Annotated in this window: 1 protein-coding gene; it reads left to right on the top strand. The window is 63.8% G+C overall.

What is annotated here, in order from left to right; translation table 11 throughout:
• On the top strand, positions 1 to 384 hold a 384-nt coding region (locus tag P0D89_RS54215), incomplete at both ends, for an SNF2 helicase-associated domain-containing protein (protein ID WP_408379875.1).

Below are 384 nucleotides of genomic sequence, written 5' to 3'. Positions count from 1 at the left end.
CAAGGCGCTGACGGCCTGCAACTCATCCGTGGTCGCTGGGTCGAGGTTGACAAGAAAAAACTCAGTCACCTCCTGAAGCGATTCGAGGCGATGGAAAAGGCGGCGAAAACCGGTCTGCCATTTAATGAGGCCCTACGCCTTCTGGCAGGTGTTTCGCTCGACGATAGCGGCGACCCCGCCGACCGCGACTGGTCGCAGCTTGTTGCGGGACCTTGGCTGGCCGACATCTTGCAGGAGTTGCGTCAGCCAGAGGGGTTGGCGCAGATCAGCCCGGGACCGGAACTCAAGGCCAGCCTGCGGCCCTACCAGCAGGCCGGCGTGCGATGGTTGTACCTGCTCACCCGGCTCGGGCTGGGCGCTTGCCTCGCGGACGATATGGGCCTC

Source organism: Paraburkholderia sp. RL18-085-BIA-A (assembly GCF_046027075.1).
GTDB lineage: Bacteria > Pseudomonadota > Gammaproteobacteria > Burkholderiales > Burkholderiaceae > Paraburkholderia.
The sequence above is the reverse complement of the archived record's forward strand: the minus strand, read 5'-3'. Positions and strand labels throughout refer to the sequence as shown.